Raw genomic sequence first — 16,968 nt, 5'->3', positions numbered from 1 at the left:
GTCGGCGTGCATGCGGATCACCATCGTCGGCGCCGGCTACGTCGGACTTTCGAATGCCCTGCTGCTGGCGGGCCGGCACGCCGTCACCGTCCTCGACGTCGCGGCCGAACGGGTCGCGATGCTCAACCGGCGCGAGTGCCCGCTCGCCGACCCCGAGATGCACGCCCATCTGGCGCGACCGGAGCTCCAGCTCACGGCGACCACGTCGACGGCCGACGCCTATGCGGGCGCCGACTGCGTGGTCGTCGCCACACCGACCGACTACGACGCCAGCACCCACGCCTTCGATACGCGTTCGGTGACGTCGGTGCTCGCCCAGGCGCGCGCCCTCGCGCCCGATGCCACGATCGTCATCAAGTCGACCGTCCCGGTCGGCTTCACGGCGGCCCAGTGCGCACGCTTCGACACCGCGCGGATTCTCTTCTCGCCCGAGTTCCTGCGCGAGGGACGCGCGCTGCACGACAATCTCTACCCCGCCCGCATCGTGGTCGGCGGCGAGCGCGACGCCGCGGCGGCGTTCGCCGATGTCCTGCAGGCAGGCGCGCTGCGCAGCGACGTGCCGGTGGTGCTGACCGGCGCCACCGAGGCCGAGGCGATCAAACTCTTCGCCAATACCTACCTCGCGATGCGGGTCGCGTATTTCAACGAGCTCGACACCTACGCCTGCACGCACGGGCTCGATCCACGCCCCATCATCGAAGGCGTCGGCCTGGATCCGCGGATCGGCAACCACTACAACAATCCCTCGTTCGGCTACGGCGGCTATTGCCTGCCCAAGGACACCCGCCAGCTCCTGGCCAACTACGCCACCGTGCCGCAGAACCTGATCCAGGCCATCGTGGCGGCGAACACGACGCGAAAGGATTTCATCGCCGAGGACGTGCTGCGCCGTGCCCCGGGCGTGGTCGGGATCTACCGTCTGGTGATGAAGACGGGGTCGGACAACTTCCGCGCGTCGGCGATCCAGGGCGTGATGAAACGCATCAAGGCCAAAGGCGTCGAGGTGATCGTGCACGAGCCCACGCTCGGGACGCCGACGTTCTTCCACTCGCGGGTGGTCAACGACCTCGCCGCGTTCAAGCGCGAGGCTTCGCTGATCCTTGCCAACCGGCTCGGCGCCGAGATCCTCGACGTGCGGGAGAAGGTCTACACCCGCGACCTGTTCGGCGGGGACTGAGCCGTGGCGGGCGTCCATCCGGATTCGCCGCCGCCGGTCCAGGCCGTCGCCGCCGGTGCCGCGGTGCACGAGACGTCTGGGTGGCGTCGCACCCCCAGCAGGATTTCCGTTACAATCCGCGGCCGCCTGCCCACCTCCGCGTGGCGCACGGCCTGCACCACGCGCCTGTAGCTCAGCCGGATAGAGTAGTGGCTTCCGAAGCCATTGGTCGGGGGTTCGAATCCCTCCAGGCGCGCCATTTCCCCGCGACCCTCAGGGCTGTGACCTGCCAAACACTTATGAGGCACTACTCCTCATAACTGCTGGGTTTGTGGATCTCTGCTCCAAAAATTTCTTTCTTTCCAATGAGTTAGGCTGATTCGCTGCTTGCTCTGCAGGGTTGGGAGAACTCCCGCATCTCTCCTTTCGGTAACGGTGGGCGCTGCGAGCTGCAGGTCAGTCGTACGGTTGGATCAGCCTGTTGAAGACCGCTACGGGGAAGCCTCGCGAGCCAAAACAAAAGCCGGGCCGATCGCCGGCACCGGCTTTTGGAGTACGGTCGGGAACAGAGCGCCTACGCCCCGAAAAGAATCGAGAGTTCTAGTCGCTCTTCTTGTGTTTGTGGGGCTTGAGCGACGGGGTGTTTCCGGGCGTGTCTTTGTTATCCCGCCTGCGCTGATCGGGCTTGCCGGTGGACTTCGCAATCGGCTTGGGGCCGGGCTTGATAGCCATCACTGAGCTCCTTCGGTGAGATGCCTGTCAGAGGCGTCTCAACGGTGCGCGCATAGATCTGAAAATGGCGAGAAGACGAGACAAGGTCGGACATTGGCTGCCACCGGCAGCTACGGCTCAAAGGCTCGCGACGGTATCCCAGTGAGAACACGCTGAAGTTCCTAACGCACACACGTGCTCCATAAAACAGGGGCCTACTGAGGGGGCCTGGACGTCGGCGCTTGCTTGGAGTTTCTCGTCTCCGTCCCCCGCGTACGGGTGAGATGGCCAAGACGTCGTAGGTAGACTGCGCCGATGGCAGAGAACAACTTATCGGAACATGGCGATAGCTGATGTAGGGATTCTGCGCAGCTTGCTTACGTTGCGTACGCGTCACGTCTGCTGACGGCCATCAGCAGGCATCTTCTATGGTCCGGTTTCGACCCTAAGCGGACTCTCGGATTCCTACGTCGGCGTGCGATCCACTTCGAATGGAGGTTCTGCGGGCGCCAGTGCTCCGTCTCGGGCAGATCGATCAACAAACGGTCCGCGGTACCCGATTGTCCGCAGCAGCAGACGGTCGACAAAAAGCAACATTGCAAAGTACTCGTCGGCAGGACTCTGGTACGGCCAGTCATTTGGCGGAGCATCACACTGACAAACGAAGCGGGCCTCATGGACCAGTTCATTGCGTGACCTCACGAATCGTCGGACCTGATCGGCGTCCATATCCAACCGGAGTGCACGATGCGCCTCCGAGATCCGCTGCCGAAAGGTTGGATTAAGTAAGTTGTTTACCTTCTGCTTCAGCTCGGCGATGCGATGCTCCTTGTCGCCTGTAGTGCCTTTTGTGTCGTCAACAAGGCGCGCTTTAGCCTCCGCTTCCACGTGAACTTGTACCGCGTCGCGAAACGCCGCTCTTTCTTTTCGTGTCGCAAAGCCCGTCGGAACAGAATCGCCCACGACCACTGTTATCAGCGCATCAATAGTGGTCGCAAGCTTCGCGCCCCTCACCTCGAGGAAGTCGTCGTCAGCCGTCGCGTTGAGGATCAATCCAATCAGTCGACGGGCATGAAGACGGTGTGCTGAATAGAATTCCGAGAATCGCTGCCAATGTTCTGCAACGACGTCCCACCTTCGAGCCTCGTCGATCAATGGCAGGTTTTGGAATTTCCCGGTGATGGCATTGGAAACCCACATATGCGTAACGACTCCGGAAACGTCCAGACCCTCGAGATGAAGCCAGGAAACGCGGCAGCCGGAGATGACGCTGAGTAGCGCACACGTGGTCTCTGCTAGACGAACGGCGTGCACGCGATCATTCGTAGCAACAGACAGGTAGGCTGTATGGCCGAAGCGATCTCGGGTAGCGAGCGCTGATACCACCTCTTCGTATGCCGGCGCAGGGCTGACGGTAAGCCCAATGCCCTCCACCGTCCACAACGCGTCAGGCGGCGTTTCTTGGCTGATGTTGCTCAGAGCGAGCCGGAACGATGCGATCGCGAGGGCAGGAGCACTGCATTCGATTTCTTGGACGCGGAGTGTTATCCAGCCCTCGTCAGGGTCATCTGCGTCGACCGGGTTCGTTCGACCGTTCGTAGTGGCGCGAACGGCGCGCCCCGAAATGTCCATCCCAACAATCGTAGGCTTTCGGAAGAACTCGAGGAGGATGCCGAGGTCGCCGCCCAAAGGCTCCTCTGGAAGCGGTCGCACCGCGATAAAGGTGTGCCCTGCCACGCTCTGAGCGGCAGTCCACGCCACTCGCACTCCCCGAGGAGGATCGAGTTCGAGGATGCCTTGTCCTTCGTTGTACCAGACGAACTGGCTCGTCCATGTTCGCTTCAAGGTTGCCTACCTTCAGGCGGGAATCAATGGAAGCCTAGGCCTCAACTTGCGATCAGTCCAAGCCTGCCGCTCGCTTTCGAGAGATTTTCCGCTCGGGATTGAAGGTTCGGATTTGGCCGAAAGCGGGCATGGTCGGCGCCAGCTAGACGGCCATAACGCAGGCCCGATCGCAGTGCGGGCTGTGGAAGTCTGTTCGCTGGAGCTACACCTTATGCGGGCCCAGCAGGGCTTGCTATTGTCGAAGTTCGTTCGTTTGTAGGCTCCGGGGACTGATCGCTCTCGGGTCTGCATCTAGCTGTTAGCAAGGCACGCAGACTTTGGTTACCTCACAATGGCAGTGACGGCAATACAGCTACGCGTTAATGTTATTGACCACGTTCGGACTGGAGTCGCGATGGGCAAGCAATCGGACGCGAAGCGAAAAGCGAAGCTCAAAGAGCGTCGGAAAATTAGGGATGCGGCCATAGCGCGATCTGGATCGAGCCGAGAAGCCATCGCCAAGTGGATGGCTGCACAAGAAGGCGAGCCGAACATCAACGCGGAACTCGTTGATGAACATGGAGCCGTTCTTGCTCGCCTGGAGGGCGACAGCGAAGAGCTCTGGACGGTCTATGTTGGTGACGATCCAATCGCTGGCTCCCATGACGAGTTCATTGCTCTCGGTTTCCTTCTCACTGCTGCGGTTGACGAGCATGCTTTGGGCAGGACTTGCTTCCTGCAGTTCTACCCTTGGTTGCTTGAGGAGATCGAGAGGCGCTGCGCGGAGAGCGAGATGGAATGGCAGAAGCTGCTGAGCGATCTACTCCCGCCTGATAGACAGCATTTGGCGCTACCGCCGCATCAAATGCCTTGAACCGTTTCCGATGCTCATGAGCACTAAGCTTTCGACACTCAGAGAATCGCCGATAACAGTGTATGTACTTGAGCTTCAGGATGGCTGTTATTACGTCGGCCAGTCCTGTAAGTTCCGCGAGCGAATCTACCAGCACTTTACCAACAAAGGCTCTGCATGGACCCGGCTTCACCCGCCGGTGAAAGTGATTTGCGCGAAGACAGTTAAGACTCGGGACTGGAAAGTCGCCGAAAGGATCGAGAATAGACTCACCATTTTTCTTATGCGCCATCATGGGTGGACGCGCGTTCGTGGGGGATTCTGGTCCAACACCTGTGAGATATCCACAGCCCGAAACCTCGAACACCACAATAAGCACTCTGTCATTGAAAGTGGTAAGCGCTCTAGCCTACCGACTAACTCCGGTGGTGGCGTGTAGATCGGCGGGCGTGCAGAAGCCTTGGCGTGACAGCTCAGCTAAACGCAGTGAATCATATCGCCGTATGGCCGCTATCGGCCAGAAGCGGACGTAGCTCGACCGAGCCACGCATCCTGGTCGCGCAGTTACACCGCCTGGTCCGCTATCGAGGAACACCTTTAAGGTCGATCGATGCCGCCAAGATTCCGATCTTCCCAGCGTCAAGGTCCAATAGGAATAGAACACCTCGGGGCACCTCCGGTAGCAGCGCTTGGATGCGCCCCAGATGAAAAGCGCGCGGCAGGCCGCTTGAACCCCTGCGCTCGACGCTTCTGGATCTTCTCGGGGAAGCCTCATCCTCAGTGACGTGCGCTCGTTTTTTCGTTGTGTCAGATCGATGGTTCCGGTCGCCCGTACGCAACGCGTTGGCCGATTTCGAAGGCCCGTTGTAGCCCCGATTCCGCTTCCGGACGGCCGATCGGGTGCAGTAGTTCCGAGCCGATGGTCTGCATACCGCAGTAGCGGAAGATGCCTTGGATGATCTGTGCGTTCAGAACATCGAGATAGCCTCGTCGCTCGTAGGTGGCCCGATCTGCACCCCCGATCGCGACGACTTGTCCCTTCAAGCGCTTGAGTAGCCGCTTCGTTCCCTTGCCTGGGTCATCAATGAAGGCCCAGCCTTGAACGAACACCCGGTCAATCCAGCCCTTCATCACCGCTGGCATCGACCACCAGTAGACCGGGAACACCAGTACAAGAACATCGGCCCGGTCAACGCGTCGTTGCTCCTCCAGCACATCCGCTGGCGCTGACCCACGCTCATGGAGCAGATCGTGGTCAGGGCCAGCGAATCGAGGGTCGAATCCGCTCGACGCGAGGTTCAGAACTTCATACGTAGCTTCCGAAACGCTCTCGAGTCCGGCGACAAGCCTGGTGACCACAGCATGCGTATAGGACTCCGGGCTCGGATGCGCCGTGACGATCAGGGTATGCATGTCGGTTTCCAGAATCGGGGGATGGCTCGGGTAATCGCGGCGGCGGGTCGGCGTGTGCGGGACGGCCACGCGTTCACAGCGCGAACGTTGCCTGACTCGATACCTTCTTATGGCGTCGATGTGATGTGCGCATCTACAGGCGCCGACCGGGTGCCCTCCGAATCGCGCATCAGGAGCTCACCGCCGACGCTGTGCATCACGACGGCTGAGAAGCTGTCCTCGTACACCCAGTAGTGCGAAATGAGGTCGCCTTCGAAGTCGAAGCGGATGGCCAGTTCCCACTCGCCTGATCGACCTGTTATCGGGCTACTGGCCTGCTGCATTGCGAATGCCACAACGGTGTCCTCGTCTGCAACCCAACGGTCGATCTTGTCCACGCTGCTGATCTGTCCCGCAAGCAGTCGACGAAGGAAGTTCTTCGCTGCTTCACGGCCGCGATGTACGCCGCCCCAGGGAATGGCGTGCACGGTGTGCGGCGAGCGGCCCGACACGATGGTCATCACGATGTCTTCGGACATGAGTTCATCGACGACGGTGAGATCGCCGCGACCCTCTCGTTCCAAGTAGGCCTTCGCGCTCTGAAGGTGGCGCTGCGTGGTGGGTGTCATAACGGGTCGTCGTGGAGTATGTGGATGTCCGCGGCCTCCGGGGCCCCCGGTAATGGAAGGTCGATCAAGCTTGTTCCGGGAGTGGCACGCAGGCGCCTCAAAGGTCAGCGCAGTTTCCTGAGCGTGCTGTCCGGTATCGGCGAACCTCACTGGCCATGCACGTCGGAAGACGCGGTCAGAACCTGTTCGGTGTTTCGAGAAGAGCGGCCGCCGGTCAGTCGCGCTATGTCTGCCGGCGGTGCGCACTGCTAGAGGTCGCCGATGGCGCCTTCGGCCCTCAGTTCGGCAAGGAACCAGTGGGCGTCCATGAGTTGCTCAGGGAAGTACAGGCCGGGCGGGGATGCGTCCTTGCCTTCGAGGCCGAGCGCTGTCGAAAGTGCGAGCGCGACACTGAGCCCTGTGAGTGCCGCCTGTCCTTTGCCGAACTCCAGCGTGACACGTCGCTGGCTTGGGCTGCCGCGCAGCTCTCCCTCGATTTCTACGATCAGTTCGGTCGCAACGCCTGCTCCCCTGCGCCGACTGGACGAGTCGGCCATCGCGAGATCGAAGCGAACCGATCGTGCGCGGGTCATCGCCTGGAGGCTGGCAATGTCGTAGGGAGCAAAAGCGCTTCCCTTCAGCAATCGACCGTCGAGCGACCGGAACTCCCGGGACGCCGCAGCCCCTGTCAGCCAGACACGATGCCCCCCTTCGAAGGCCCAGACGCCGGATCCGCCTTCGGAGCCGCGCTCCATGTCGGCCATCGCGGCGGGACCCGTCGGGTCGAGGTCGTCGACGACCGCCGCGACCGACACAGAATGGACGATGTCCATGTCCACAGTTGCCAGTTCCGTCAGGAAGACGGCCGGGCCCCCATGCCAGTGACTGGCTAGGACAACGGGACTGGCATTCGGACGGCGAATGACATGTGCCATCTCGGCGCCAACCTCCACCAGCCAGTTGCCCATGCTGAGGTAGGGAACGCAAAGATCCTGGGCGTATGCAAGGCCGTTCAGCCCCTCGTCCGGCGCCATCATCACGACTGCGCCTATGCGGTCGTTCTCGGCCAGGCCCAGTCGCGGCTGGTTGTTGTCGATCTGGACGGCAACAGCGTTGTCGATCTCGAGCGCGAAGGCATGCGCCCGCGCCAGATTGCGCCCACCAATCAGAATCGGCGTTCCGGAATGACGTTTGCGGAACGCCTTGACCGCCTCGCTGCCGACGATGCCGGTTCCTCCGGCGAATAGAACTGGATCTTGCATCGCACTCTCCTGTGTGTGTTTGCCCGCCTGCAGTTGGGTTCCACCCGTGCGGCGGAACCTGCAGGTCGAAAGCACGTGGGTTGTCGGATCAGAATTGATTCAGCGCGGCGGGTAGTGGCGCTGCAGCCAGTCGATCGCCAGCCGATTGACCGCATCGGGCTTCTCTTCCGGAGTCCAGTGCCAGGCATCCGGAATGACGTGGGTCTCGAGGTCGGGAACGTAGTCGGCCATCCCCCGGGTCATGGCGGGTCTGAGGACGACGTCGTGCTCAGCCGAGATCATCAATGCCGGTACGCGGACTTGCTGATCGATCTCAAGCCCGGCTTTCCAGTTTCGTGAAATATTGCGATACCAGTTGATCGCCGGCGTAAACCCGGTCCTTGCGAAGCTGCGCGCGTAGACGTCGAGTTCGTCGTCGCTGAGCACGTCCTTGCCGGGTAGTTCGGCAGGAATCGGCTTGCCGTAGTACTCCATATTGGTGGCGAACGCGGGCAGCGCGTCCCATTCGGAGGCGCGCATGAGGTCCTTGCGATAGGCCGAGCGGATCGTAGCCCGGGGATCTGCGTCCATGGCGCGGTCGGCTTCATCGCCGCTCACGAACATCAGCACGTACATGTCCGGGCTGTAGACCTCACGCATCTGCGCGATCGGATCCACACCTGGATCGGCGACGAAGGTCTCGCCTTCCTCCAGCGCGGGACCGGCGATTTCGGGATGGAGCCAGAGGCCCCAGTGCGGCACGTGCGGGGTGTTCATAGAGATCACACCCGCCACCCGGTCGCGATGCAGAAGCGCCATCTGCCAAGCGAGCAAGCCACCAAAATCATGGCCAACGAACACCGCCTCGCGCGCGCCCACACGGTCGAGCAGGCCCACCAGATCGCCGGTCAGCTCGGCAATATCGTAGTCCTCGACGTCGGGCGGCATGTCACTTGCGCCGTAACCGCGTAGATCGGGAACGACCACACGGTATCCGGCGGCCACGAGCGCCGGGATCTGGTGCCGCCACGTATAGGCGAGACCCGGAAAACCATGCAGCAGCACAACAACGGGTCCGGTTCCGGCCTCATGGACATTCAGCTCTATCCCGTTGGTCGGCACTGCGATTGCGGCCGGCATAGGGGACGCGTCCGCCCAGGCAGGGCTGGCTGCGCCAAGCGATAAGGCCACAAGACCACTCGACAAAATTCGACGCACGATGGACACGTTGACTCTCCTTGGTTGCGATGGCACAGGCGTTTCCGCTAACCTGCGCGCATCGTTTCGTTTAGTAAGTTACTTATCGTAACTTAGAAAACACAAAGGTCAAGTGAGGAGTGCCGGGTGACAAAGAAGCTGCCGAGAGCCGAACGTCGCGCTCAGCTCCTGGAAACGGCGTTTGACATCGTTCGCGAGCAGGGGACGGACGCGTTGACGCTTGGACTGCTGGCAGAACAGGCGGGCGTCAGTAAGCCGATCGCTTACAGTCATTTCGAGACCCGATCCGGCCTGATGATGGCGCTCTACAAGGACGCCATGGATCGTCAGGTCAGCGCACTCGCCAAGGCGCTCGAAGATGCTCCGCAGGAGCCCGGGACGATTGTCCGGCTTCTGGCGCAGGCCTATCTGGAGTGTGCGGCGACGATCGGTTCGGAATGGCACGCGATCGGCGCCGCCTTGCGAGGTGACGCGATGATGGATGCCTACCAGCGGGAGATGCGGGAGGATCACGCCGCCTTCTATGCGAACGCCCTGCAACCGTTCTCGGGCCTCGATCCAACGGCTGTGCAGCGTCGCTGTATCGGCTTGATCGCGTCGATGGAAGCCATATCGAATGAGGTGACCGAAGAACGGATCGTCATGGAAGACGCGGTCGACGACCTCGTTTCATTGATCGTTACTTGGATCATCTCGCGGCGGTGAGGTGAGCCGAGCCAATGCCATGTTGCTCTTTGTACCAAGTGCTTTGAAGCACATCGACCGGAGTACCACTGCGCACTTAGAATAGTGGGAATACCGCGATCCCCGTTCGAATCACGTCTGCTTCTGGCCGGAAGCGGACCCGCATTGACGCTCCGTACCGACTGACACTGTGGGGTCTCCAACCAAGGAGAAGCCCATGCCATCTCAACGTGAGCCGTGGAACAAGGGAAAGCTGGTGGGCCAGAAAGCCCCCCTCAGGCTTAGCGACATCTGGTCCATCCGTGTTCGGCTGCAACTGAGCAAGAGCGTCCGTGACTTGGCGCTGTTCAACTTGGCGATTGATTCCAAACTGCGGGGCTGCGACCTCGTCAGCCTTCGGCTTAGAGACGTGACCCACGGTACAGCAATCGCCAGGCGCGCAATCGTGCTTCAGCGGAAGACCGGTCGGCCCGTCCAATTCGAACTGACTGACATGACCAGAATCTCTGTCGCGGAGTGGGCACGCCAAGCTCAGCTAACATCTGGCTCTCACCTATTCCCGGGGCGATCGCGCCAGGCCACCCACCTCTCTACTAGGCAGTACGCGCGGATCGTCTCCAGGTGGGTTAGCGATATCGGGCTCGACCGACATGCGTATGGAACTCACAGCATGCGTCGGACAAAGGCGTCGCTCATCTACCGGCGCACCAGGAATCTGCGCGCTGTCCAGATCCTCCTAGGTCACACCAAGCTCGAGAGCACGGTGAGGTATCTTGGAGTTGAGATTGAGGATGCTTTGGAGATGGCAGAGCAAACGGAGGCATAAGTCGACTGAGCGGCCAGAAGCGGACGGTCCGGCCGTCGCCATCCGGACCAGCCGTGAATGCCCTCCGTCACCGGCAATTGTGGTAACGGACACGGCCTACCTGCGCTTCACCACTCGATGCCGATCTTGCCGAAATGCTGGGCGCTCATCTCATAGGCGAACGCGTCACTCAACTGCTCGAGTGGAAAGCGCCGATCAACGACGGGCCGCATCTCTGCAGTGTCCAGCGCACGGACAAAATCCTGTTGATGACTGCGGCTGCCCACAATGATGCCTTTTAGGCACGCCTGCTTCGCCATCAGGGCTGCGGTGGGAACCTCGCCGATGTTGCCTGTGAGCACGCCGATTAGGGAGATGCTTCCGCCGAGACGCACCGCCTCAATCGACTGAGCGAGTGTTCCGGGCCCGCCTACCTCAACGACGTGATCGATACCGCGTCCGCCCGTCCAGCCGAAGACAGTGCGACCCCACTGGGGATCTTCTCGGTAGTTCACCAGAAAGTCGGCTCCGAGTTGTTTCGCACGCTCGAGTTTTTCGCCAGAGGAAGAAGTGATTGCGACTGTTGCACCCATCAGCTTTGCGATTTGCAAGGCCCAGATGGACACGCCGCCAGTGCCGAGCAACAGCACGGAGTCACCTGCTTTGATTTTTCCTTCCACTACGAGTGCGCGCCAAGCGGTCAGTCCTGCTGTAGGGATCGTTGCAGACTCCACCACGTCATAGCCGCGAGGCGCTCGCGTGAAGGCAGTGGCGGGCAGGACGACATGCTCCTGAGCAAACCCGTCGATCCCGTCCCCCGGGGTGTAGCTGAAGTCGCCGATCACTGGCTCCCCGGTCAGCCAGTTGGGAAAGAAACACGAAATCACCATCTCGCCGGGAGAAAACTCGGTGACTCCGTGGCCCACGCTCTCCACGATGCCGGCACCGTCTGCCATCGGGATGCGCCCGTCCTCTGAGGGAATCCAACCATTAACTACTGCGAGATCGTGGAAATTGAGCGAACTAGCGTGCAGAGCTACGCGTATCTCTCCTGGACCCGGGTTGCCCGGGTCCGGACGATCGCTGATAGCGAGTAGATCCAAGCCTCCAGGTGCACTCACCGTTGCTACTTTCATACTGTCTCCTATCAACCAGATGCAGAGTTACCGTGAATCTATCGATGAGGCGCTCGCATGATAATTGCCGCCAAGACAAGTCCGAGCTTCCACAGCAAGCCTTGGCGGGGCGGCTCCTCGTTCACAGCGTAGTGGGAAGATTCAAGCCGCTACAAGAGTGCTGCGATCGGCGACGCCCTGCGCCCAGTGGATCGACACCAGGAACGCGATCACCGCGAGCGCCAGGCTGACCAGATCGAACACCACGCGGCGGGCGCCTCGCGGCGTCTTCGGATACACGCAGAACAGCACGCCGAGGACAGGAACCACGGCACGAACAACAGCAGCGCCAGATTGAGTTCGATCACCGGATTCATGAGGCCGTCTCCTTCGTGGCGTCGGCCTCTGCCAGCGCATCGAGCGCGGTCCGCACCATTGCGGCATCGACGCCCTCGCCGAGCGACGCGGGTGCATCGGCAATCGAGAGTTCGCCGCGGCGCAGCCGCGCGATGGTCTGCCCCGCATCGCGAGGCGCATCGAAGGCGTGGCTCTGCAGCAGCACGCGCTCGCCGTTGACGAACTTGAAGTGGAACCGGCCATCCGCCTCGCGGTACTGCTTGAACATCGGCGGCGCGGCGCGTGTGCCGCCCGGCGCATCCGCCGCGGTCGTCACCGCGCGGCCGAGATCGCGCAGGCCGACGGCCTCGCGCAGCTGCGCGAGCAACGGCATCGCATAACGTTCGCGCAGACGACGTCCGCCGTCGCGCAGCACGTCCTCGATGTCGGCTGGTCGTGCGATCAGGTCCTCATAGCGTTCGCGCATCGGTGCGATCTCGCGCTCGACGACATCGAACAGCTGCTGCTTGGCATCGCCCCAGCCGATGCCATCCGCGAACGCCGCGGCGAAGCCCGCGTTCTCGTCCGGCGTCGCGAACGCCTGGTAGAGCTGGAACAGCGCCGAGCCGTCGATCGACTTCGCTTCGCCGGGCATCTTCGAATCGGTGAGGATCGAGAACACCAGTTTCTTCAGCTGCGCCTGCGGCACGAACAGCGGAATGGTGTTGTCGTAGCTCTTGCTCATCTTGCGGCCGTCGAGACCCGGCAGCGTGGCTACGTTGTCGTCGATCACCGCTTCGGGCAGGTTGAACCAATCGCGGCCGTAGACGTGGTTGAAGCGCTGCGCGAAATCGCGCGCCATCTCGATGTGCTGGATCTGGTCGCGGCCCACCGGCACGCGGTCGGCGTTGAAGATCAGGATGTCGGCGGCCATCAGCACCGGATACATGAAGAGGCCCGCGGTCACCGCGGCGTCGTCGTCCTCGCCGTCCGCGCGGTTCTTGTCGACCGCGGCCTTGTACGCGTGCGCGCGATTGAGGATGCCCTTGCCGGCGACGCAGGTCAGCAGCCACATCAGCTCGGTCGTTTCCGGCACGTCACTCTGTCGGTAGAACCACACCTTCGACGGGTCGAGCCCGGCCGCGAGCCACGTCGCCGCGATCTCCAGCGTCGAACGTTGGATACGTGTTGGATCATGGGTGTTTACCAAACTATGGAGGTCGGCCAGAAAAAAGAAGCTTTCCGTATCCTCCGTTTGGCTAGCGGCCACTGCGGGGCGCAGGGCGCCGACGTAGTTGCCGATGTGGGGAATGCCTGATGGCTTGATGCCAGTCAGGACACGCAAAGGCCGTTTAGTCATCTAGTGCTCTAAGCATTGAAGTTCGCCTAAGTGCAAGGGTAAATCGCCTGGACTATATAGAACTTCATCCGGTTGTGATGTGGTAACAGCCGTTTCCTGACACTGTCTAAGAGCGTGCTCTTTATTAAAATAAAACTATCCAGTTACCTGCACAGAGCGCCGCTTCATATGGGACTCATTCTGTTGTATTAACTGAAAGGATGGAAAACTCAGCATCACCAAGCTCGAATCCTAGATAGCAACGCAAGGTTCCTCCAGAGATGCCTCGACTCCACCAGAACTGGAGGTATTCGTCCCGGCAACCGCTTACATGGCGGCGATACGTCTGAACTAGCGGGCGCAGGCCGAGGTGAAAGGCCAGCAGACGAATTTTGTTCTTTCGCTCCGAGAGGTAATCGACGCGTGACCAGGATCTGCCGGCATACTCGGTCCTGTCTATAGCCATGGCACGGAACTGTGCATCGAATGACGCACGGCTCGACGGGAGGCGAAGCTCTTCCATCGTGAGGAACAGTCGCAGGTTTGAGACGAGGCCTCCCCTGACGGATTGAAGGATATGGCCCTGCAACATAAAGAGCGAGGTCACACGCGACAAGTCACTCGTCGTCATAACGCGCCGCCCCTTGTTCTCTAAATCAGCTATCAAAGCCCCATATCGCCAGATCCGATCTGTTTCGTGCGCTAAGACCGGCGTCACGGAAACCCTGTCACCGACGCGTATCAGTTCGAACGGAAGCTGCACTTTCTTCGCTCATGTACTGCAGATCGGCGCGCACACGAAGTAGAGTTCGAGCGATCTTCGCTGCATCGGCTGTAGCGCCTGTCCTCGCCCCTGGAAGCAATTGCGTTGTTGAGGGGCATAAGTCACCTCGTCTTGGGCGCGTGCATCCGACGATGCCTGCGATTTCGGCGCACTCTTTTGAAGAGCCAAAAGACGGTGACTCCAAGTGCGATGAAGGATGCGATGTATAGAACATCTCGAAGTACGAACTCCACAGAGTAGTCCTCTAGAGGTGCTGTCTATTGGTATTGGCCGCGGGCCCGACAGTTGGGCGGATCGACGGCTTAAGGGCGATGTGCTTGATCAGACCTAACTATCGATGAGGTCATGTCAGTTGTGGTCAAACATGCTCAGAGGAAGTGGAAGCGTGGCCCTCGGACGCGACTGGGGCAACTAGGTCCAGGATTGAGGCAATCAGTGCTTCAAAAACCTTTGACGACAGGCGGATATCGGCCAAAGACAGATGCACATGCAGTCCCTCAGCAGCTAATCGACCGACGAAGTTTCGGATTGCCCCACCGTCGCAGTCGTCAAGTGGTTGAGGCGGCGCCCAATATTCGGACACTCTTAGCCAGTGCTTCGCGAACGCCGGTGATGACCATCCACTCAACATGAAATGCAGTCGATGCACCGAGCGCTCGTGCGCGCAAGCTTGTACATATGCCCGATAGCAGGTCGACGGATTGTGCGGAGGCGAGGGGCTTGGGACGTTGCATTCAAGATCTTCTTTCCAGAGGAAGGCGAGATACTCATGTAAAGCAGCAATGAGGTGGTCGCGCGTCGGAAAGTGGTAGAGAACTCCTTGTCTTGTGATTCCGCTTTCGGAAGAAACCGCGTCGAACGTGATGCCCGACGGCCCCTCAGAATCGAGAACGGCGACCGCAGCTGCGAGTATGAGGCGTCTACTGTTTCGCCTTCGTAAGACTCCATCTGCCCGCTCGACACGCGTTGTCGATCCGCTCATCGCTCAGAACCCTACGTTCTCTTGGCCATTGAATCAGCGCTCACCCCTCGCAAGAAGGAATCCATCACGAACTGGTGGGCGCTCGCCGGAGCAACGCGTCCAAGGCTGATTGCACGCGCCGCACCGTAAAGGATGGCGCCGTAAACCTCGTTCAACCACGTCGCGGGCATATCAAATCGCAAGAAATTCTCTCGTTGACACCTGAGGAAGAAGGCGTCCATTGATTCTTCGAAGAACATCCATTCTGGCGGAACGTAGTTGACATCCCCTCGCTTGATTGCCTCTTCCCAGATATGTGTGAAAAAGAAACTGTACAGATCTCGGTTGCGTAGAAAAGCGTCAGTGACACGATCGAGCGCCTGACGGGGATCGCCGCGGTCGAGCTCAGCGCCATTGAGTGCGCTCTGCATCATGTCGACCGCATGTTTCGACAACTGGGTGAGAAGTTGTTCACGGGTCGAAGCAAACCGGTAGAGCGTTGCTCTGCTGATACCGGCCGCCTTTGCGAGTTCCTGGAGGCTGCTGCGCGGCCTGAGGGCAAGCGCAGCAGCGATCGGTTGCAAGAGGTCGTCGTCGGTTAGAGCCATTGATCTTCCACTGAGTCGACTGGTGATGACTGTAAGCAGGCACTGTATCACGTGAGTAACGGAAAGCTCCAATGAATCATTGTTGATTCAATCTATACAACTAGATAGCATGTGCGCTTCTGTGGCGGAAGCCGCGCTTTGGAATTGGTCGGATGAAGGTGTCAACGGGTTGGCCTGCGGGGCTTTGCCTCGCTTCGGTTGCGCTGCTTAGCGCGTGCGGCGCAAGCGGCGAGAATGAAACCGCCCATGAAGAGGCACCACCACCACCAGTGGAGGTGGTGACCGTTCAAGCCGGGCCTGCAGCAGCTGCGGAATCCCGCCCTGGCCGCATTTCACCGGTGCGAGTCGCTGAGGTTAGGTCGCGAGTGGCTGGCATCGTCCTCAAGCGGGAGTTTGAGGAAGGCATGGATGTGCAAGCAGGGCAGGTGCTGTTCCGAATTGACCCTTCGCCCTTCCAAGCACAGCTTTCGGAGGCGCAGGGTGCGCTTGCGAAGGCCGAAGCCGAACTGAAGGAAGCGCAAGCACAGGCGAGCAGATTGCAGCCCCTCGTCGAGGTGGAGGCCATCAGCCGACAAGACTTCGACGTCGCGCAGACGCGTGTGCAGACGGCGCGCGCAGGTCTGCGCTCGGGTCAGGCCGCGGTCGAGAGTGCCCAGATCCAGTTGTCGCACGCGACGGTAAGGGCACCCATTGCAGGTCGCATCGGCCGAGCTTTGGTCACGGAAGGTGCGCTGGTTGGGCAGGACGGCAGCACCCCGATGGCCCTGATCCAGCAGCTCGATCCTGTCTACGCGGATTTCAGCCAGCCGGTGGGTGATGCCTTGCGTTTGCGTGCAGCTGCGAAGGCAGCAGGTGATGCAGCCAGTCCCAAGCTGGCGATGACAATTGAAATCCCGGAAATTGGCGAGACGCGTTCTGGAGAACTGCTGTTCTCCGATATCACTGTCGAGCCCGACACCGGACGCATTGCGATGCGCGGTCAGTTCGACAATGCCGACGGGATGCTGCTTCCGGGCATGTTCGTGCGGGTTAGCACCGCGCACACACAGCCACAACAAATTATCACCGTCCCGCAGCGTGCAGTGGTCAGAAATCCCGACGGTAGCGCAGGCGTGATGGTGGTTGATGCCCAGCGCACTGTCGTCGCGCGGTCTGTGGAGACGGGACGTATGCACAACGGCCAATGGCAGGTGCTCAGTGGGCTTCAAGCTGGCGAACAGATCGTGGCTTCGGGCGTTGCAAAGGTGCAGCCCGGTATGCAGCTGCCACAAGGATCTGGCGAAGAGGCAGCTGTCCTCGCGCCGGCCAGTAGCGACGCCAACCCGTAATTGAC

General features: G+C 60.6%; 18 protein-coding genes and 1 tRNA gene. 7 read left to right on the top strand and 12 right to left on the bottom strand.

Annotated features, from left to right (window positions below; all coding sequences use genetic code 11):
• Positions 1–10: 10 nt before the first annotated feature.
• Positions 11–1,177, top strand: a complete 1,167-nt coding sequence (locus H0E82_RS04535) for a nucleotide sugar dehydrogenase (RefSeq protein WP_180544228.1) — start codon at positions 11–13, stop codon at positions 1,175–1,177.
• A gap of 161 nt (positions 1,178–1,338) precedes the next feature.
• Positions 1,339–1,415: transfer RNA gene (locus tag H0E82_RS04530), tRNA-Arg, on the top strand.
• A gap of 341 nt (positions 1,416–1,756) precedes the next feature.
• Here the strand turns inward: H0E82_RS04530 and H0E82_RS16950 are convergent.
• Both H0E82_RS16950 and H0E82_RS04525 read right to left on the bottom strand, forming a co-directional pair.
• Complete coding sequence (locus tag H0E82_RS16950; protein ID WP_268889897.1) at positions 1,757–1,888, bottom strand: hypothetical protein; 132 nt, start codon at positions 1,886–1,888, stop codon at positions 1,757–1,759.
• Positions 1,889–2,332: 444 nt separating this feature from the next.
• Positions 2,333–3,712: a hypothetical protein gene (locus H0E82_RS04525; RefSeq protein ID WP_180544226.1), complete on the bottom strand. Its 1,380-nt coding sequence runs from the start codon at positions 3,710–3,712 to the stop codon at positions 2,333–2,335.
• A 394-nt stretch (positions 3,713–4,106) separates the two neighbouring features.
• Between H0E82_RS04525 and H0E82_RS04520 the strand changes: the two genes are divergently transcribed.
• Together H0E82_RS04520 and H0E82_RS17045 are read left to right on the top strand one after the other, a co-directional pair.
• Positions 4,107–4,565 (top strand): hypothetical protein, encoded by a 459-nt coding sequence (locus H0E82_RS04520; RefSeq protein WP_180544224.1) that lies wholly within the window; start codon positions 4,107–4,109, stop codon positions 4,563–4,565.
• 10 nt (positions 4,566–4,575) lie between these two features.
• Positions 4,576–4,983, top strand: coding sequence for a GIY-YIG nuclease family protein (locus H0E82_RS17045; protein WP_425600312.1), 408 nt, complete (start codon positions 4,576–4,578; stop codon positions 4,981–4,983).
• Positions 4,984–5,351: 368 nt separating this feature from the next.
• Here the strand turns inward: H0E82_RS17045 and H0E82_RS04510 are convergent, their stop codons facing one another.
• From H0E82_RS04510 to H0E82_RS04495, 4 genes are all read right to left on the bottom strand, one after another.
• Positions 5,352–5,957 carry an NAD(P)H-dependent oxidoreductase gene (locus tag H0E82_RS04510; protein ID WP_180544220.1) on the bottom strand — a complete coding sequence of 202 codons (606 nt, stop codon included), beginning with the start codon at positions 5,955–5,957 and terminating at the stop codon, positions 5,352–5,354.
• Between the two features lie 107 nt (positions 5,958–6,064).
• Positions 6,065–6,565: a nuclear transport factor 2 family protein gene (locus H0E82_RS04505; RefSeq protein WP_180544218.1), complete on the bottom strand. Its 501-nt coding sequence runs from the start codon at positions 6,563–6,565 to the stop codon at positions 6,065–6,067.
• A 248-nt stretch (positions 6,566–6,813) separates the two neighbouring features.
• Positions 6,814–7,806, bottom strand: coding sequence for a hypothetical protein (locus H0E82_RS04500; RefSeq protein ID WP_180544216.1), 993 nt, complete (start codon positions 7,804–7,806; stop codon positions 6,814–6,816).
• Positions 7,807–7,905: 99 nt separating this feature from the next.
• A complete protein-coding gene (locus H0E82_RS04495; protein ID WP_219338406.1) occupies positions 7,906–9,012 on the bottom strand; it encodes an alpha/beta fold hydrolase in 1,107 nt (368 codons plus the stop codon).
• A 117-nt stretch (positions 9,013–9,129) separates the two neighbouring features.
• Here H0E82_RS04495 and H0E82_RS04490 point away from each other — a divergent pair, with 117 nt between their 5' ends.
• Together H0E82_RS04490 and H0E82_RS04485 are read left to right on the top strand one after the other, a co-directional pair.
• Entirely contained in the window at positions 9,130–9,708 is a 579-nt protein-coding gene (locus H0E82_RS04490; protein WP_180544214.1) for a TetR/AcrR family transcriptional regulator, read from the top strand.
• Positions 9,709–9,904: 196 nt separating this feature from the next.
• A complete protein-coding gene (locus tag H0E82_RS04485; RefSeq protein ID WP_180544213.1) occupies positions 9,905–10,513 on the top strand; it encodes a tyrosine-type recombinase/integrase in 609 nt (202 codons plus the stop codon).
• Between the two features lie 107 nt (positions 10,514–10,620).
• Here the strand turns inward: H0E82_RS04485 and H0E82_RS04480 are convergent, their stop codons facing one another.
• From H0E82_RS04480 to H0E82_RS04455, 6 genes are all read right to left on the bottom strand, one after another.
• Positions 10,621–11,628, bottom strand: coding sequence for a zinc-dependent alcohol dehydrogenase family protein (locus H0E82_RS04480; protein ID WP_180544211.1), 1,008 nt, complete (start codon positions 11,626–11,628; stop codon positions 10,621–10,623).
• A gap of 141 nt (positions 11,629–11,769) precedes the next feature.
• Positions 11,770–11,937: a hypothetical protein gene (locus H0E82_RS04475; protein WP_180544209.1), complete on the bottom strand. Its 168-nt coding sequence runs from the start codon at positions 11,935–11,937 to the stop codon at positions 11,770–11,772.
• Between the two features lie 43 nt (positions 11,938–11,980).
• Positions 11,981–13,303, bottom strand: coding sequence for a tryptophan--tRNA ligase (locus H0E82_RS04470; protein ID WP_180544207.1), 1,323 nt, complete (start codon positions 13,301–13,303; stop codon positions 11,981–11,983).
• Positions 13,304–13,478: 175 nt separating this feature from the next.
• Positions 13,479–14,045, bottom strand: coding sequence for a hypothetical protein (locus tag H0E82_RS04465; protein ID WP_180544205.1), 567 nt, complete (start codon positions 14,043–14,045; stop codon positions 13,479–13,481).
• A gap of 379 nt (positions 14,046–14,424) precedes the next feature.
• Positions 14,425–15,048 (bottom strand): TetR/AcrR family transcriptional regulator, encoded by a 624-nt coding sequence (locus H0E82_RS17040; protein WP_180544203.1) that lies wholly within the window; start codon positions 15,046–15,048, stop codon positions 14,425–14,427.
• Between the two features lie 11 nt (positions 15,049–15,059).
• Positions 15,060–15,635, bottom strand: coding sequence for a TetR family transcriptional regulator (locus tag H0E82_RS04455; RefSeq protein ID WP_180544201.1), 576 nt, complete (start codon positions 15,633–15,635; stop codon positions 15,060–15,062).
• Between the two features lie 152 nt (positions 15,636–15,787).
• Between H0E82_RS04455 and H0E82_RS04450 the strand changes: the two genes are divergently transcribed.
• Positions 15,788–16,963 (top strand): efflux RND transporter periplasmic adaptor subunit, encoded by a 1,176-nt coding sequence (locus tag H0E82_RS04450; RefSeq protein WP_180544199.1) that lies wholly within the window; start codon positions 15,788–15,790, stop codon positions 16,961–16,963.
• The last annotated feature ends 5 nt before the right edge of the window (positions 16,964–16,968 follow it).

The organism is Luteimonas deserti (assembly GCF_013425765.1).
GTDB classification, from domain to species: domain Bacteria; phylum Pseudomonadota; class Gammaproteobacteria; order Xanthomonadales; family Xanthomonadaceae; genus Luteimonas; species Luteimonas deserti.
Note: the sequence above shows the minus strand (reverse complement) of the source record. Positions and strands in the feature narration are given on the sequence as shown.

Bases quoted from the DNA above. Each gene is read 5' to 3' on its own strand.
- H0E82_RS04455 (WP_180544201.1), bottom strand. From the start codon at position 15,635: ATGGCTCTAACCGACGACGACCTCTTGCAACCGATCGCTGCTGCGCTT.
- H0E82_RS04485 (WP_180544213.1), top strand. From the start codon at position 9,905: ATGCCATCTCAACGTGAGCCGTGGAACAAGGGAAAGCTGGTGGGCCAG.
- H0E82_RS17040 (WP_180544203.1), bottom strand. From the start codon at position 15,048: ATGAGCGGATCGACAACGCGTGTCGAGCGGGCAGATGGAGTCTTACGA.
- H0E82_RS16950 (WP_268889897.1), bottom strand. From the start codon at position 1,888: ATGGCTATCAAGCCCGGCCCCAAGCCGATTGCGAAGTCCACCGGCAAG.
- H0E82_RS04505 (WP_180544218.1), bottom strand. From the start codon at position 6,565: ATGACACCCACCACGCAGCGCCACCTTCAGAGCGCGAAGGCCTACTTG.
- H0E82_RS04520 (WP_180544224.1), top strand. From the start codon at position 4,107: ATGGGCAAGCAATCGGACGCGAAGCGAAAAGCGAAGCTCAAAGAGCGT.
- H0E82_RS04470 (WP_180544207.1), bottom strand. From the start codon at position 13,303: ATGACTAAACGGCCTTTGCGTGTCCTGACTGGCATCAAGCCATCAGGC.
- H0E82_RS04480 (WP_180544211.1), bottom strand. From the start codon at position 11,628: ATGAAAGTAGCAACGGTGAGTGCACCTGGAGGCTTGGATCTACTCGCT.
- H0E82_RS17045 (WP_425600312.1), top strand. From the start codon at position 4,576: ATGCTCATGAGCACTAAGCTTTCGACACTCAGAGAATCGCCGATAACA.
- H0E82_RS04450 (WP_180544199.1), top strand. From the start codon at position 15,788: ATGAAGGTGTCAACGGGTTGGCCTGCGGGGCTTTGCCTCGCTTCGGTT.
- H0E82_RS04510 (WP_180544220.1), bottom strand. From the start codon at position 5,957: ATGCATACCCTGATCGTCACGGCGCATCCGAGCCCGGAGTCCTATACG.
- H0E82_RS04535 (WP_180544228.1), top strand. From the start codon at position 11: ATGCGGATCACCATCGTCGGCGCCGGCTACGTCGGACTTTCGAATGCC.
- H0E82_RS04500 (WP_180544216.1), bottom strand. From the start codon at position 7,806: ATGCAAGATCCAGTTCTATTCGCCGGAGGAACCGGCATCGTCGGCAGC.